Source organism: Stenotrophomonas sp. Ste86 (assembly GCF_024519465.1).
Lineage (GTDB): Bacteria > Pseudomonadota > Gammaproteobacteria > Xanthomonadales > Xanthomonadaceae > Stenotrophomonas.
In genome coordinates this window covers 1-1,309 of the sequence record NZ_JALJRW010000042.1, presented here as the reverse complement: position 1 = coordinate 1,309, position 1,309 = coordinate 1, and the positions used below count along the sequence as shown (strand labels likewise).

Here is a 1,309-nt window from a genome sequence, read left to right as displayed (position 1 = left end):
GGTTCTTCACCCAACTCCGGGGAAGGCCGCCCGGATCTTCAGGAAGAAGTACGCGTCGTCTCGGTATCCGTAGGCGACGCGCTTGATGACCTTGATCTTGTTATTGATGCCTTCCACCAGGTTCGTCCCGAGAGGCCACCGGCAGTGGGCCAGGATGCCCGGCAGATAAGGCTGCAGACGGCGGACAAAGATGCGCAGCGGCTCCAGCCCGCTTCGCAGGGCGCGATGCTTCCATGACCGCCAGGCCTTTTCCGCCCAGCTCTGGCTTCGGTAGCGCCAAAGCTGCTTCAGGTCGTCTTTGAGCAGATAAGTGGTCAGCAGGGCTTTGTTGGCGGCCAGCAGCTCCTCGAGTTGGACGCGCTGCTCGGCCGGGACGTTGTGCCGATTACGCAGCAGGAGCCAGCGCGAGGTCTTCACCACCCGTCGCGCGGGCTTGTCGGTGCGCAGACGATTGGCCTCGTCCACCCGCACCCGATCAATGACTTCGCGCCCGTACTTGGCCACCACGTGGAAGAGATCGTAGACCACTTCAGCATTGGGGCACTGGGCTTTGACCTCCACATCAAAGGCCGAATTCATGTCCATTGCTACGGCTTGGATGCGTTCGCAACCGACCCTGCCAAGTAGCTCGAAGAAGGGACGGATGTCAGCACGGCTGCGTCCTCGGCCGACCCAGAGCACGCGCTTGCGCGATGGCTCGACCACCACGGTCGCGTAGCGATGCCCCTTCTGGATCGCAAACTCGTCCATCGCGATCACGCGTACGTCCGATAGGTCCACTGGGCCCAGCGTCTGCATCAGATGCCGGAAATCAAGCGCCTTGACCGTCTTCCAGTCCAGACCATGCCACTTTGCGGTGGCATGGATCGAGGTGGTGGCGCACATGCGTGCCACGCTCTGCGCAAGCCGTTGCGTTACTCGGGCATGCCGCTCCAGCCAATCCAAGTGCTCCAATTTTGGCCCACAGCGAGGGCAGGCCAGCCGCTGCCGCTGGACTTCCAGCTCCACCGGCTCGTCGAACACGGGCAAGTCACGGATGCGCCGGAGCGTCTGGTCGTGGATGGCCACGACCCACTTGCCGCAGCCACTGCAGCGGCGTCGGCGGCGTGAATCAGGCAACAGCGAAAGCACCAGCCACGTGGCTCCGCCACGTGACTCGCGGCGCCATCCATCCAGGCGATACCCCGCCCAGCCTCCCAGCAACGGCATACAATCCAGCTTGGCCACGGCCGGCCTCGGTTTGTAGTCTCGACAACCACAATCTAGCTGGCCGGCCGTGCGCCTTCTCCCCTCAGATGGGAGAAGAACC

The 1,309-nt window shown here is 63.3% G+C and carries 1 protein-coding gene; it reads right to left on the bottom strand.

Annotated elements, in window-relative coordinates; all coding sequences use genetic code 11:
- Nucleotides 1-6: 6 nt before the first annotated feature.
- Nucleotides 7-1,227, bottom strand: a complete 1,221-nt coding sequence (locus NR101_RS18965; protein WP_256777592.1) for an ISL3 family transposase — start codon at nt 1,225-1,227, stop codon at nt 7-9.
- Between the last annotated feature and the right edge of the window lie 82 nt (nt 1,228-1,309).